The following is a 13,255-nucleotide window of genomic DNA, read 5'->3' as shown; positions in this document are numbered from 1 at the left end:
TATGGCAGCCATCGACAGCACCAAACGCCGCTACGGTATCGTGGGACGCTCCCCCGCTCTGGAAAATTCCCTGAATACCGCACTGCGCGTGGCCCCCACCGACCTGTCCATCCTGATCACCGGCGAGTCCGGCGTCGGGAAGGAGGTATTTAGTCGCATCATCCACGATAACAGTCCGCGCAAACACGAGAAGTTTATCGCCATCAACTGCGGCGCGATCCCGGAGGGGACCATCAACAGCGAACTATTCGGGCACGTCAAGGGAGCCTTCACAAATGCCACGGGTGACCGTAAGGGGTATTTCGAATCCTACGACGGCGGAACCATCTTCCTGGACGAGATCGGCGAGATGCCCCTCGACACCCAGACTTACCTGTTGCGCGTGCTGGAAAGCGGTGAATTTATTCGCGTCGGATCGAGTACGGTGCAACGAACGGACGTACGCATCGTTGCTGCCACCAACCGGAAGCTCAGCGAACGGATCGAGTCGGGCAAGTTTCGCGAAGACCTCTTTTACCGCCTCGCTACCGTAAACATCGAACTACCCAGCCTGCGGGAACGGTCGGAGGACATCTACCTGCTCTTCCGCTACTTCGCCAACAATTTCGCGGAGCAACAGGGGTTCGAACCGATCCGGATCGACGAGGAAGCCCGGTGGCTGCTGGAAAATTACCAGTGGCCCGGCAACATTCGGGAATTGAAGAACGTCGCCGAACAGCTGAGCATCCTCGCCGAAAAACGGGAGCTCACCGGACCGGACCTGCTGTCCATGATGCCCAAACTGCGCGACCGCAACCTGCCCGCGATCACGAAGAACGGACAGGGCGACGGAATGCAGGAGCGCGAAATTCTGTACAAGGTCCTTTTCGACATGAAGGCTGACCTGAACGACCTCAAGGGGCTCATCTTCGAGCTCATTCGCAGCAATGACCTCCGGGTCCCCGATATGGGAAAGATCCGGGCGCTACAACTGCCGGGGGCCTACCCCGCCGCGGCTGAAGAAATAGACCGTCGGGCCGGTCTCGACAACGACGCATATCGTCCCTCCATGGATGACCCCATCATCGTAGATACGGGCATGCAACGGGCCTATGACCGCAGTGAGATCGTCGAGGAAGACCTTAGTCTGGCCAATGCGGAGCGTGAACTCATCCGCAAAGCGCTGAAGAAGCACAACGGTCGCAGGAAGGAAGCCGCGGCGGAGTTGGGCATCAGCGAAAGAACCCTCTACCGGAAGATTAAAGAATACGAAATCGTAGAGTAGCGAGTCGGCTGCTCTCCTCCACCCGAATGCTGCCGCGCACGGGCCAAACCAATCGGTTCACCATCGCGTTACACACGGGTATTCACCGACCGCGCCCGGCGCGCCTCATCTAGTTACCCCTCCCCCCTATGCGTTACGAAGTCAAAATTGGAATCCTCGCCATCGTGGCCATTTTACTGGCCTTTTGGGGTTTCAAATTTATCCAGGGGAGCAACCTTTTTTCTTCATCACAGACCTACTACGTAGACTATAAAGACGTCGCGGGGCTTACCGTCGGAACGCCGGTACAGATCGCCGGGGTAACCGTCGGCACGGTCAAGCAGATCAACCTCGACCAGATCAAGAAGCTGGTGGTCGTTACCCTCGAGGTCCGCAAGAACGTAAACGTTCCCGTAGAAACCCAGGCGTACATCAGCACCATCAGTTTGCTCGGTGAGAAAGCCGTACAGCTGGAGTACGATCGTCCCTGCTTTGGGGAGGACGACTGCGCCGAGAGCGGCAGTTACCTGCAGGGATCCTCAAAGGGGATTTTGGCTTCCTTCCTGGGGACCGATCCGGATGCGGATCCGGCTGCGGGCATCAAGGGACAAATCAGTGAGGCCGTCGATAGCATTCGGTGGACCCTATTCAGCGAAGAAAGCAATAACCCGCTGGCGCGCTCCTCCCGCGACCTGGCCGTCACCATGGAGAACCTAAAGTTAACGACCGCCCGCCTCCAACAAATTATGGATGCCAACAGCCGCGAGATCAACACAACTTTCGACAACCTCGCCACCCTCACCGGAGCGCTAAGTGATCAGGAGGAAAGCATCACCAGCATCATCGCGAACGCCGATACCCTTACCACTAACCTTAGCAGCCTCGATCTCGACCAGACCATGGATGAAGTCAACACCAGCATCGTGCGGCTGCGGGGAACCCTCGATGAAGCCGACCGCGCCCTGGGTGGAGTCACGGCCGTGATGAACGACGTCCAGAGCGGCAAGGGGACCCTCGGAAAGCTCCTCACCGACGACGAGATCTACAACCGGCTCAACCGGGCCAGCATTGCGGCGGATACCCTCCTCTCCGACCTCCAGGATCGTCCCTACCGCTACGTTCCCTTCAAGAGCCGCAAGCGCGTGCTTAAATTTGATCGCAAGGACGCGGAGATCGCGGAAGAAAACTAACGCCATGCGCATCCTCTCGGCCAAACAGCACCACGCCCTCGATGAGGCCACCATGCGTAAGGAGGACATCAGCAACCTTGACCTGATGGAACGGGCTGCAACTGCCTGGTCCAAAAGATTCAGCCAACTATATCCCAACAAAAATCGGCGCATCACCGTCCTCGCGGGAACGGGAAACAACGGCGGAGACGGATTGGTGGTCGCCCGGCTCCTCCGCTTCGAAACCTATACCGTCAATGTAATTTGTGCCACCATCGGGACGGCAGCGGCGGACAACGCGACCAATCAGCGACGGGCTAAGGACGTAGGTGTACCCATCCGCTACCTGAATAAGGACGACGCCTTCCCGGTTTATCCCCCCGGCACGATCGTAATCGATGCATTGTTTGGTACCGGACTGAGTCGTCCCGTCGAGGGATACTGGGCCCAACTGATCGAACACCTAAACGAGCAGGAAGTCACCCGGATCGCCCTCGACCTTCCCAGCGGCCTGGCCACCGACGAGGTATCCCGCGGTGCTGTTGTCAGGGCGCACCGAACCCTCAGCCTCGGTTATCCCAAACTCTCTCTGTTTGCTCCCGGCAACACTCCTTACCTCGGCCCGTGGGAGTTGGTCCCCTTTGCGGTAGCGGACGCTTACGTAGATGGCCTACCCGGCCAACGTTTCATGCTTTCCGATCGCTACGTCGCGGGGCTGTTGAAGCACCGCCACGGAAACGACCACAAGGGCACCTTCGGACACGCACTGCTCGTCGCGGGATCGTTTGGTAAGATGGGAGCGGCCGTCATTTGCGCCCGCGCCGTTCTACGTGCCGGTGCCGGCCTGGTAACCACCCACATCCCCCGCTCGGGCTACGAGATCATGCAGATCAGTTTTCCCGAAGCAATGTGCAGCGTGGACGTTCACCGTTACCACTTTACCGGCATCGAGGAGGACATCGCGCCCTATGCAACGGTTGGCGTCGGCCCGGGAATGGGTACGGACGAGAGCACCGAAAAGGGACTCTTTGCCCTGATCGCCGACTGTAAGGTGCCAATGGTCGTCGACGCCGATGCCCTGAATATCCTTGCGACATTCCCCGACCGGCTGGGTGATCTACCCGCCGGCAGCATCCTTACTCCCCACCCGAAGGAATTCGAACGGTTATTCGGGCCGACGGAGGATGATTTTTCCCGCTGGTCCCTGCAGCGTGATCGGGCGCAGGCGCTCGGCCTCACCATCATTCTGAAGACGGGCTACACGAGTATCGCCACCCCGGACGGCAGGTTATTTTTCAACTCGACGGGCAATCCCGGCATGGGTACCGGTGGGACCGGTGATGCGCTCACCGGTATGTTGACCGGTCTGCTCGCCCAGGGCTACACCCCCACGGATGCGGCCTGCCTGGGTGTGTACCTGCATGGTCTGGCGGGCGATCTGGCGGCGGAGGTGCTGGGGCAGGAAAGCCTGTTGGCGGAAGATGTCGTCAGCCACCTTGGGTCAGCCTTCCGGAAACTCCGGAGCACGACCGGCCACGCTTAGTACCCAATCACCTTTTTTAGAAAGAACCGCCGTACGGCAAACGGCAGGAACCCATTCGCAAATGCGAATACCTTAGTATCCCTCCCTACGTAGTGATGTACCCGCTTGCTCTCCAGACTCGCATAAATTGCCCGTGCTACGTCGTCGGGAGTAAGTTTGATGCCCGATTCGGGAAGCTTGCGGAGTAGGTGACGGTTTGCGGTGATGAGCGCCGTGCGGGCGTACATGGGATTAATGTCACATACCCGGATGCCGTCCTTTTTCCAGGCGATGTCGAGGCTCTCCGTAAAGCTGTTCACCGCCCGTTTGCTGAGGCTATAGGCCACCATTTCGGGGTTGCCGTGAAGCGCAGAAGCGCTTCCCAAATTGATCAAGCGTGATCCGGGGGTCGTTTTCAGCAACGGGTGAGCGTAATACGCCATGTTCATTACTCCCTTCAGGTTGACGTCGATGATGCGGTGCTCGGCCGCGAGCGGCAATTCAGCAAAATCACCCACACCGATGATGCCGGCGTTATTCAGCAGCACGTCCAGTCGGCCACCGGTTTTCTCCGCGAACGCTTCCAGGGCGACACGGCATTCGTCGGCATCGGTCACGTCAAGTCGACGAATGAAGCACCGTTCGGGTCCGTAGTTGGCCTCCATCTCGCGGAGACCGACTTCGTCCACGTCGAAGAGGCCGAGAAAGTACCCCGCGGCGGCAAAGCGGGCGGCACTGGCGCGTCCGAAACCGCCTGTTGCGCCGGTGATGATGATAGTCTTAGTCATACCCGCAAGGTACTGCCGGGCTGAACAAATAAGGGGGGTGACCAGTATTGTACCGAAAGCTAAAGTCATCCCCTTGGAAGAAGAATTTACCCACCCGGACCCCACCCAAACGATCAACGGGACCGCTATGCAGTTGATCGATCCCAGTCTGCCCCAGCTCCTCACCATCCTTCCCCTTTCCCAGCGTCCGATTTTTCCCGGTACGGCATTACCCATGACCTTTACCGGAGCGGACAAGCTGACCGCCATCAAAATTGCCGTCGAGCAACACGACGGATTTATCGGTGCGGTCCTGGAGCGGGAAAGCAACGAAGAAGACTACCGCGCATCGGAGTACTACGAGGTCGGGACCGTCTACCAGATCATTAAGGTAATGCCCATGGGGTCCAGCAGTGTCCAGGTGCTCGGAAGGACCATCAAGCGATTCCGCCTGCAACGGGTAGTGCAGACCGAACCCAGCCTGCGCTGGCGGGTACAGTACGACAACCAACCCGCCACCAAGCCGGATCCAGAACTCAAGGCCTACATGCTGGCGATCAGCTCCGACATCAAGAGCCTGCTCGCCCTCAATCCCCTCTTTCAGGAACAGGTCAACATGGTGGTCACCCAGCTGAATTACGAAAAGCCCGGACAAACCATCGACGTCATCAGCAACCTGGTCAGTTCCGAAAAGGATAAGCTGCAGGACCTCCTCGAAACCTGGGACATCTTCGCCCGCTCGAAGAAGTTGCTCAGCATCATCAAGGATGAACTGCAGGTAGCCAAGATCCAGTCGCGGATCAACAAGCAAATCGAGCAGGGAGTCAACGATAAGCAAAAGGAATACTTTCTGCGCGAACAGCTTTCCGCGATCCGCCGGGAACTGGGCGAAGAGCAGGACGACAGCGAATCCATCACCGAACGCATCGTTTCCAAGCTTGCCGGAAAGGAATTACCCCCGGAAGCACGGGAGGTCTTCGATCGGGAACTGAACAAATTAAAATCGCTCAATACCCAGAGTCCGGAGTTCAACGTCACCCGTACCTACCTGGAAACCATGGCCGGTCTACCCTGGGGAGTGTTCAGTCCCGACACGAACGATATATCTGAGGCACGCCGCATTCTCAATGAAGATCACTACGGCCTGGACGACGTGAAGGACAACATCCTCGAATATCTGGCTACCATCATCAAACGTGGGTCGGTCGCGGGCAGCATCATCTGCCTGGTGGGCCCGCCGGGTGTGGGCAAGACCAGCATCGGTCAGAGCATCGCCCGCGCCCTCGGCCGCCATTTCTACCGCTTCAGCGTCGGGGGTATGCGGGATGAGACGGAAATCAAGGGACACCGCCGCACGTACATCGGTGCCATGCCCGGCAAACTGATTCAGGCCATTGACCGGTCGAAAAGCAGCAACCCGGTCATTCTGATCGATGAGATCGACAAACTGGGTAGCGGACATGGCGACCCCGCCTCTGCCCTCCTCGAAGTGCTCGATCCGGAGCAGAACGAAACCTTTGTCGATCACTACCTGGACGTGCCCTTCGACCTGTCCAATGTCCTATTCCTCACCACGGCCAATCAACTAGACACCATCCCCGGGCCCCTGGTTGACCGCATGGAAGTGGTCAGGCTGAGCGGTTACATCAAGGAAGAAAAAATAAAGATTGCCCAGCAGTACCTTATTCCCAAGCAACTGAAGGACCACGGCTTCGCAACCGATGAGGTGACTTTCACCGCCGCCAGCCTCGATTTTCTTGTCGACCGTTACGCCCGGGAAGCCGGCGTGCGGAACCTGGAAAAGCAACTGCGTAAAATCATTCGCAAACTGGTGCTTAAGCAGGCCGAATCGGACCAGCACGACTTCGAAGTTACCGCCGCGATGGTTGAAGAAATGCTCGGCCGCCCCCGGTTCACTACGGAAAAACTCTACGCCGAGCCCCTGCCGGGGGTAGTCCTGGGGCTGGCCTACACCGCCCTCGGAGGCGCAACCCTTTACATCGAAGCAAGGGGTATACCGGCGGAGAACGCGGGCTTTCGCCTGACCGGACAACTCGGCGACGTCATGAAGGAAAGCGCCCAGATCGCCCTGAGCTACATTAAGTCCATCCTTAGCACGGCGGGTAACAATTACTACGATAACCACCAGGTGCACCTGCACGTACCGGCCGGAGCGACGCCGAAGGACGGTCCCAGTGCAGGCATCACCATGGCACTGGCACTCTACACCCTGGCGACCGGACAGCCACCCAACGATAATCTGGCGATGACCGGAGAACTTACGCTAACCGGTCGGGTACTGCCCATCGGCGGCGTCAAGGAAAAGACCATCGGTGCCCGGCGGGTGGGTATTTCGACCCTGATCTTCCCGGAGGAAAATCGCCAGGACTTTGAGGAGCTGGACGACTACATCAAGGAAGGTATAACGGCTCACTTCGCCGCTACCTTCGATGATGTACTTGCCGTAGCCGTTACTCCGCGGATTTCCGCTTCCGTGGTGTCTTGAAGAACTCCTTGAGCTGTTTATCGCTCATAAAACCGTAGTCGATCCAGGTAGCTACCGTGGTTTTCTTGATGTCCCGGTAGTCCTTTCCCCGCTTGTTGGTGTGCACTTTGATTAAGCGCTTGGTGTAGCGGATGGCCAGCCTTCTCAGGTGCTGGTTGAATTGCTCGTTGGCAAATATTTTCATGTACACCGGAAACAACTTCCCGGTCAGGCGGAACCACTTATTGTACTCATCGGTACCCAGGCTGGCGGCCAGATCGTCGAAGTACGTCAGGATCGTCTTGCGAATGTTTTCGTTGATGTCGCTCAGCCCTTCCTGCTTCAGGACTTCCTCCTGTATGGCCTCCTGCACGTCCGCGTCGTCGTAGCCCTCCGCGTGAATTCTGTCCGTCAGGTTGAAGTAGGCGGTCAGATCGTCGTCGATGCTGCGGTCGATGATCAGGCCCAGATTGGCTTCCTCGTCCTTGCCGAAGGTCACCTGCGGGTCGTTCTTTAGCCGGAGGATGAAGGTCATGATCTGCTCCGATACCCGCTTTGGGTCTTCCTTGCGTTCACGGTTCAGTACGTCCACCACCGCCTGCTTGGTATCGTCCTGTGGAGGCAGGTATGCGCCGTAAATCACGAGGGGCCGAATGATCTCCTTCCGTCCGGCAAAATCAGGATTGGTCACGAAGTGGTACAGGGGAGCGGGAAGCGCATCGTTGTTCAGGTCCTTGTTCGAGACCCGGTACAGCAGGAATTCAACCGCGTGGTTGGTGTGGGAGATCAGTTCGCCCACCTGCTGGGGAAACGGAGCGTACTGGTAGTTTCGACTGGCAAACTGCCGTTTGTAGCGGTTGAAAATTTGCTTGCGGCCATCGGCGGTACGCGCATCGTCGGATTTCTGCTGGAGCAGGAACTGCCGAACGCGCTTGGTAGGAATTTCGTCGATCAACCCAGTCACGTAGATGTCGCTGCTCAGCGCGAAGCCCACCTGTACGGCCTGCCCGATCCGGGTCCGAAGTTGGTCGAAGTTCATGTTGCCCGCAATGTAGGTCAGCAGGGTGCCGAAGTGATCGTTCTGGCGGGCGTAGTAGAACAATTGGTTGATCTCGGGACGCAGTACGCTATAGCCCAACACGCGGGGGAGGAACAATCCCTCAAAGCGGTCGTCAAGGAGGTACCGTTCGAACGCCTCGATCTCAAAGGGGGAGTAATGGTTGATCTGTTCGTGCGCGGCCTCTATTTGCGGCTCGAACTCGGCCTTAAGGGCTTCGTAGTGCTCGTCCTCCTCTTCTTCAAGGTAAAGGGCCAGACTGGGACTGGCCTGGATCGCGTCGGCAATCGCATCGAGGTGGGCTTTATAGGTATCGTTCAGTTCGTACATGACGTTCGGTTAAGATCAGTAAAAGAAAACCCGGTAATGCCACTTAAGGCATTACCAGGTCCCGCAACTCCCGTGAGCGCAGGGCGAAGATACGCAAACCGCTGCTTAGGAGGTAATGCAACGTACGGCATTTGGGGCGGGGACGCCCCGGTAGCTACCGGAGCAATAAAATTCGGGTAAAGCACCGGCCCAAACCCGCAACCACCATTCCCGAATGGTCGTTATATTACGGCAACATAAATTATCCCATGTCCCTCCTCATACTTATCCCGCTGATCCTTGCCCTACTTGTCATCACGGGGAGTTTTTTCACCGTCCGTCAGCAGAGCGCCGCGATCCTCGAACGGCTCGGCCGCTTTCAGGCCATTCGGGGCCCGGGCTTTCACTTCAAGGTCCCCTTCTTCGACCGCGTAGCCGGTAAGGTCAGTCTCAAGGTGCAACAACTCGACGTCAACGTTGAAACCAAAACCAAGGACAACGTATTCGTCAAGCTGAAGGTAGGCGTACAGTTTGCCGTAGGAGCCGATAGCGTCTACGATGCGTTCTATAAGCTCGACAACCCCTACGAGCAGATCAACTCCTACATCTTCGACGTGGTCCGCGCCGAGGTGCCGAAAATGAAACTCGACGACGTTTTCGAGCGCAAGGACGACATCGCCAACGCCATCAAGACAGAGCTGCAGGACGCCATGAAAAACTACGGCTTCAATATCGTTAAGGCCCTTGTCACCGACATCGATCCCGACGCCACCGTCAAGGTTGCCATGAACCGGATCAACGCCGCCGAACGCGAAAAACTCGCCGCCGAGTACGAAGGGGAAGCCGACCGCATCCGCATCGTTGCCAAGGCCCGCGCCGAGGCCGAATCCAAGCGCCTCCAGGGCCAGGGTATCGCCGACCAGCGCCGTGAGATCGCGAAGGGACTGGAAGAGTCGGTCGACATCCTCAACAGCGTCGGCATCAACAGCCAGGAAGCATCCGCCCTCATCGTCGTTACTCAGCACTACGATACCCTGCAGAGCATGGGCGAGAACGTCAACTCCAACCTGATCATGCTCCCCAACGCTCCGACCGCCGGCTCCGATATGCTCGCCAACATGACGGCCAGCTTCGTTGCCAGCCAGCAAATGGGTGAGGAAATGAAGGCCACCAGCGATAAGATCAAGGCCCAGAAGAAACGCGAAAAGATCGAGCTTAAACGGTAATTGCGTATACTCATCACCGGTCCGGAATCATCGGGTAAATCCACCCTCGCACGCGCCCTCGCCTGGAGCCTCGATGGGATATTCGTCGCCGAACAAGCCCGAACCTACCTTCAGGAAAGAGATAATCTGTACGGCCCCGCAGACCTTCCCCAGATATGTCAGCGGCAGTTAACTGCCGAAAAAACTTTTGCCGCCCCCATGCCATCTTACCTTGTCTGCGACACCGGACCGGAAGTCATCTATGTCTGGTCCGAGGTAAAGTATGGCCAGGTAGCCCCTTCCGTTCGGGAAGCTCTGCGACAAGTTAAGTACGATCTTACCCTACTGTGTGCCCCGGACCTGCCCTGGACCTACGACCCCCAGCGTGAGCATCCGGAGGCATCCGACCGGTGGAAAATTTTTGAACGCTACCGTATTTTACTCCCAGATGCCCGGATAATTAGGGGACAGGAACGGACGGCCACTGCACTACGATTGATTACCACTTCATGAAAGCGAATGTCGTAGTACTGATTGTGGCTTTCCTCGCTCTCGTGCTGCACCATGCCTTCTTTTTCTACGGCCACTTCGGCTTCGACGACCTGCACTATGCCCGCTTGGCCCATGACCTCACGTCGGGGGTGTTCGACCCAGATAATCCCTACAGTTACCGCATTCTTCCGCTGGCTCTCATCGCACTGAGTTACTCGGTATTCGGCGTCAACGATCTTGCTTCCGCACTTCCTGCTCTATTGTGTTCCGGAGGAATTCTGTACTTATTCTACCTGACCTTCCGGGGAGAAGCGTGGTGGAAACTCCTCCTGTGTATCGGCTTCTATTTTGGGATGAAGTGGAACGTTTTTTATTCGGACAAGCTTATGCCGGACATTTTCGTCAGCGGCTTCGCCTTTGCCGGCTGGGTGGCTTACGAGCGGGGCAGGCAACTGCCGTCGTTCGGCCGGTGGGCGGGCGTTTTAGCCGCCCTTGCCCTATTCGCGGCGTTTAACGCAAAGGGCACCATCATTTTATTGGCACCGATATTCCTGGGATACTTCCTGTGGGATGTTCTCAGTAAGCGGTGGATGTTCTGGCGCAATTTCCTGGTCGTGACATCTGTGCTCCTGGGGGCGTATTTATTGGTCATATACTCCTTCACCGGGTCGCCGTTCTCCCGCTTCACGGCCATTACCAGCAACCATTACCTGAATCCCTGTTCCTACGATTCCCTACCCTGGGCTACCCTGATCGACCGTTGGACCACCGGCTTCTGGCAACTTTTTACGGGTGCCGGGCTGCTGATTCACCTGGCCGTAGCCGTCGTTACCCTGGTGGTACTGCGATACCGGCGATCCGCGAACGCGCGAAACCTGTTCTATCCCCTGACCGTGGTTCTGGGACTGCTGTCCGTGAACTTCATGACCATCTCGCTTACGTCCTATAATCCGATCTGTTTGGACCCGCGGCATATCCTGCTGTTCTCCCCCATCTTCGCGGTGTGTTCCGTGCGGTCGCTAAGCCTGTTGACCGGATTCCGCCGAATTGCCACCAACTCTTCGACCTTCTTGCTGGCAATTGGGCTGTTACTTACTGGCTTGTGTACACCGACGGTGCAGCAGGCTATTTACGGCCGCACGCTCGAATACGCGGAGGTAAAACGGTCATTTCAACAATTGATCGGCGAAGCACCGAAAGGGTCGGTACTCTACGGCTCCGAAGTGACCAGGAACCTGGGTGACTACTTTAATGGTTTTCAAACCGGATCCCCGGTGTTTCGCAACGTTGCCGATCTACCAAAATGTGCCACTGAGGTTACCGACGATCAAACCTACCTGGTAAGGAACTGGTATGCCGACTGGCACGCCAGTCACGGCAGCGGCGAACTGGCGAAACGGGTCCAGGAACAGGAGTATCGCCTCGTCCCTACCCCGCTGACGACCGATCGAATCGGTGTCGAACGGATAGCGTGTCCCTGATCATAAGTGAGCCAGAATGTCTTCCAAAAATTCGCGGTGATTAGCCAAGCGCGGCACCTTGTGTTGTCCACCCAGCTTGCCACGTTCCCGCATCCAGTTGTGAAAGAATCCGGACGGGAGCAGGGTGAGTTTGTGGCGGACGATAGCAAAGTCATTCCCCCGCTTGGCGGCGTAGTTATTGTTCTGTTCCTGGAGCGCTTCGTCCAGCGTGCGGTTAAATTTCTCGATGTCCGTAGGAGGACGCTCAAACTCAATCAGCCAGTGATGGCGCCCCTGCTTGCCTACTTCAATGTACTGGGGAGCAACGGTAAAATCCCTGACCAGGGCACCGGTCTCTTGGGAAGCCATTAGAAGGGCCGTTTCTGCTTCCGACCGGAGTAAGTCTTCGCCGAAGGCATTGATAAATTCCTGGGTGCGTCCGAGAATAATGAGTCGGTAAGGATTCGTCTCGGTAAACTCGATCAAATCACCCATCGGGTAGCGGTACAGGCCGGCGACGGTCGTGATCAGCATCACGTAGGGAGTACCCGTTTGTACGCCGGATAAGGGGACCGCGGTAAAATCTTCGGATTGGTATGCCGACCAGGGAACGAACTCGTAGTAGATGCCATTACTCAGCAGTAGAAGCATACTGCGCAGCTCGTCCTTGTCCTGAATGGCGAAAAATCCTTCCGTTGCGTTATAGATTTCCTGAAACAGAAAATTCGGCTTGGGAAACAGTTGCTCGAATTGCTTACGGTAGGGAGCGAAGTTCACTCCACCGTGCATGAATACGGACGCCTGAGGCCACACGTCGAGCATGTTCTCCCCGCCGTGGATTTCCAGAATACGGCGATACAGGGGCAAGTTCCAGGTAGGGACTCCGCCCAGAATGGTGATGCCGGGCTCGTGGGCGACGAGCTGGGCGATCTTCTCGATCTTTTCCTCGTAGTTGACGGCGGTGGCGAGGGCCACGTCGGGAATGTAAAACGGCCGCATGATGCGCGGAATGCTCTGAATGATAACGGCACTGATGTCTGCCTTGGGGATGTTTAGGCCCTCGTGCATTCCCTTAAAGGCGCCACCGATCAGGAGGTTCCTGTGGCTGAACACCTGCAGCTCCTCGTCCTTTTCGTAGAGCGCAGCCAGACTGAGCCAACTCCCCTTCAGGTGAATTTCCGTTACCGCGCGCTGGGGGATTGGGAGGTACTTCACCGAGCCGGTCGTACCGCTGGTGGTGGCGATCCAGGCCGGTGGCTCGTGGGTGAGCACGCGCTCTTCTCCGTTTAGAATGCGATCGATGTAAGGCTTGTGTGCGTCATAGTTTCTTACGGGGATCCGCGAACCGTAGCGGTCCGGCTGCCGCCACATTCCCTCAAAATCGTGCTCCCTGCCAAAGGCGGTTGAGCGGTTGGACTTTAGGATATCCTGGAGTACGGCAGCCTGGAGGTCAAGTGGAAATTCGTAATGCTCGTGCAACTCCCGGCGGTAGCGGCCCAGGTAGGTCTTAAAAATAGAATTGACGAGGCTGATCATGACGCGTCTT

At 57.2% G+C, this 13,255-nt stretch carries 10 protein-coding genes; 7 read left to right on the top strand and 3 right to left on the bottom strand.

Annotation, left to right across the window (positions count from 1 at the left end; translation table 11 throughout):
• The first annotated feature begins 1 nt into the window (after position 1).
• From GGR28_RS01285 to GGR28_RS01275, 3 genes are all read left to right on the top strand, one after another.
• The gene (locus tag GGR28_RS01285; protein ID WP_183493902.1) at positions 2-1,264 is read left to right on the top strand and encodes a sigma-54 interaction domain-containing protein; all 1,263 of its coding nucleotides are present in this window, start codon (positions 2-4) and stop codon (positions 1,262-1,264) included.
• Positions 1,265-1,392: 128 nt separating this feature from the next.
• Entirely contained in the window at positions 1,393-2,433 is a 1,041-nt protein-coding gene (locus tag GGR28_RS01280; protein WP_183493901.1) for an MlaD family protein, read from the top strand.
• 4 nt (positions 2,434-2,437) lie between these two features.
• On the top strand, positions 2,438-3,955 hold the full coding sequence (locus GGR28_RS01275) for an NAD(P)H-hydrate dehydratase (protein ID WP_183493900.1): 1,518 nt from the start codon (positions 2,438-2,440) through the stop codon (positions 3,953-3,955).
• On the opposite strand, the gene GGR28_RS01270 is transcribed toward GGR28_RS01275, so the two are convergent.
• Entirely contained in the window at positions 3,952-4,722 is a 771-nt protein-coding gene (locus GGR28_RS01270) for an SDR family oxidoreductase (protein WP_183493899.1), read from the bottom strand. The genes GGR28_RS01275 and GGR28_RS01270 overlap by 4 nt on opposite strands.
• 73 nt (positions 4,723-4,795) lie before the next feature.
• On the opposite strand from GGR28_RS01270, the gene lon reads away from it, so the two are divergent.
• The gene (gene lon / locus GGR28_RS01265; protein WP_221233765.1) at positions 4,796-7,207 is read left to right on the top strand and encodes an endopeptidase La; all 2,412 of its coding nucleotides are present in this window, start codon (positions 4,796-4,798) and stop codon (positions 7,205-7,207) included.
• Here the strand turns inward: lon and GGR28_RS01260 are convergent.
• Positions 7,173-8,573: a hypothetical protein gene (locus GGR28_RS01260; RefSeq protein WP_183493898.1), complete on the bottom strand. Its 1,401-nt coding sequence runs from the start codon at positions 8,571-8,573 to the stop codon at positions 7,173-7,175. The two genes, lon and GGR28_RS01260, sit on opposite strands and share 35 nt — an antisense overlap.
• A gap of 248 nt (positions 8,574-8,821) precedes the next feature.
• Between GGR28_RS01260 and GGR28_RS01255 the strand changes: the two genes are divergently transcribed.
• From GGR28_RS01255 to GGR28_RS01245, 3 genes are read left to right on the top strand one after another with little or no spacing between them, the layout of a single operon-like run.
• Entirely contained in the window at positions 8,822-9,778 is a 957-nt protein-coding gene (locus tag GGR28_RS01255; protein WP_183493897.1) for an SPFH domain-containing protein, read from the top strand.
• Positions 9,779-10,270 carry an AAA family ATPase gene (locus tag GGR28_RS01250; RefSeq protein ID WP_183493896.1) on the top strand — a complete coding sequence of 164 codons (492 nt, stop codon included), beginning with the start codon at positions 9,779-9,781 and terminating at the stop codon, positions 10,268-10,270.
• Complete coding sequence (locus tag GGR28_RS01245) at positions 10,267-11,730, top strand: hypothetical protein (protein ID WP_183493895.1); 1,464 nt, start codon at positions 10,267-10,269, stop codon at positions 11,728-11,730. The genes GGR28_RS01250 and GGR28_RS01245 overlap by 4 nt, the downstream gene beginning before the upstream one ends.
• Here the strand turns inward: GGR28_RS01245 and GGR28_RS01240 are convergent, their stop codons facing one another.
• Complete coding sequence (locus GGR28_RS01240; RefSeq protein ID WP_183493894.1) at positions 11,731-13,245, bottom strand: GH3 auxin-responsive promoter family protein; 1,515 nt, start codon at positions 13,243-13,245, stop codon at positions 11,731-11,733.
• Between the last annotated feature and the right edge of the window lie 10 nt (positions 13,246-13,255).

This window comes from Neolewinella aquimaris (genome assembly GCF_014197245.1).
In the GTDB taxonomy this organism is placed as follows: Bacteria; Bacteroidota; Bacteroidia; order Chitinophagales; family Saprospiraceae; genus Neolewinella; species Neolewinella aquimaris.
Note: the sequence above shows the minus strand (reverse complement) of the source record. Positions and strands in the feature narration are given on the sequence as shown.

Coding starts and splice junctions, on each gene's coding strand:
- GGR28_RS01285 (WP_183493902.1), top strand. CDS start 2: ATGGCAGCCATCGACAGCACCAAACGCCGCTACGGTATCGTGGGACGC.
- GGR28_RS01255 (WP_183493897.1), top strand. CDS start 8,822: ATGTCCCTCCTCATACTTATCCCGCTGATCCTTGCCCTACTTGTCATC.
- GGR28_RS01260 (WP_183493898.1), bottom strand. CDS start 8,573: ATGTACGAACTGAACGATACCTATAAAGCCCACCTCGATGCGATTGCC.
- GGR28_RS01245 (WP_183493895.1), top strand. CDS start 10,267: ATGAAAGCGAATGTCGTAGTACTGATTGTGGCTTTCCTCGCTCTCGTG.
- GGR28_RS01280 (WP_183493901.1), top strand. CDS start 1,393: ATGCGTTACGAAGTCAAAATTGGAATCCTCGCCATCGTGGCCATTTTA.
- GGR28_RS01275 (WP_183493900.1), top strand. CDS start 2,438: ATGCGCATCCTCTCGGCCAAACAGCACCACGCCCTCGATGAGGCCACC.
- GGR28_RS01270 (WP_183493899.1), bottom strand. CDS start 4,722: ATGACTAAGACTATCATCATCACCGGCGCAACAGGCGGTTTCGGACGC.
- GGR28_RS01240 (WP_183493894.1), bottom strand. CDS start 13,245: ATGATCAGCCTCGTCAATTCTATTTTTAAGACCTACCTGGGCCGCTAC.